General features: G+C 50.2%; 1 pseudogene. It reads left to right on the top strand.

The window, feature by feature from the left end:
* Positions 1 to 691 (top strand): annotated as a pseudogene (locus PLA01S_RS31785) (transposase); the annotation flags it as partial.

Genomic DNA, 691 nt, shown 5'->3' with positions numbered 1-691 from the left:
CCGCATGGTCGGCGGACGAGTCCTGGTTTCGGATTCCACGCATGTGAAGGCCAATGCGAACAAGCACCAGTACACCAAGCAACAGGTTCTACAAAACACGCGAGATTACATGGACGAACTCAATGGCGCGGTAGAAGCTGACCGGAAGGTGCATGGAAAAAAGCTTTAAAACCCAGAGAGGATGTGGTCGAGAAGAAAGAAATCAAAGTGAGTAAAACCGACCCGGATAGCGGTTATATGATTCGCGATGGCAAACCGGAAGGATTCTTTTATTTAGATCACCGGACCGTTGATTTGAAATACAATCTGATTACCGATGTCCACGTCACTCCGGGAAACGTTCATGATTCTGTACCGTATCTGTCGCGTTTGGATCGCCAACGGGGATTGCAGGAACGGGGGATCTTTGGCGTGATTGCTCACCGGAGATTTCATCCGACCCAAGGCTTGTTTCCAAAGTGGAAGTTTACCTATGATGCCGAACGCAACCGTTATATTTGTCCATTCCAGCATGAATTGTTGTACCGCACCACGAATCGAGAAGGATACCGGCAATATGCCTCGGATCCGAAGCACTGCAAGACTTGCCCGATGCTGGAGCAATGTACCCGTTCACGGAATCACCGCAAGGTCGTCACGCGCCATGTCTGGGAAGACAGCAAAGAATGGGTACGAAACAACCGGCTCAGTC

Source organism: Paenibacillus lautus NBRC 15380 (assembly GCF_004000945.1).
In the GTDB taxonomy this organism is placed as follows: Bacteria; Bacillota; Bacilli; order Paenibacillales; family Paenibacillaceae; genus Paenibacillus_AQ; species Paenibacillus_AQ lautus.
This window is presented reverse-complemented; position numbering and strand designations above follow the sequence as displayed.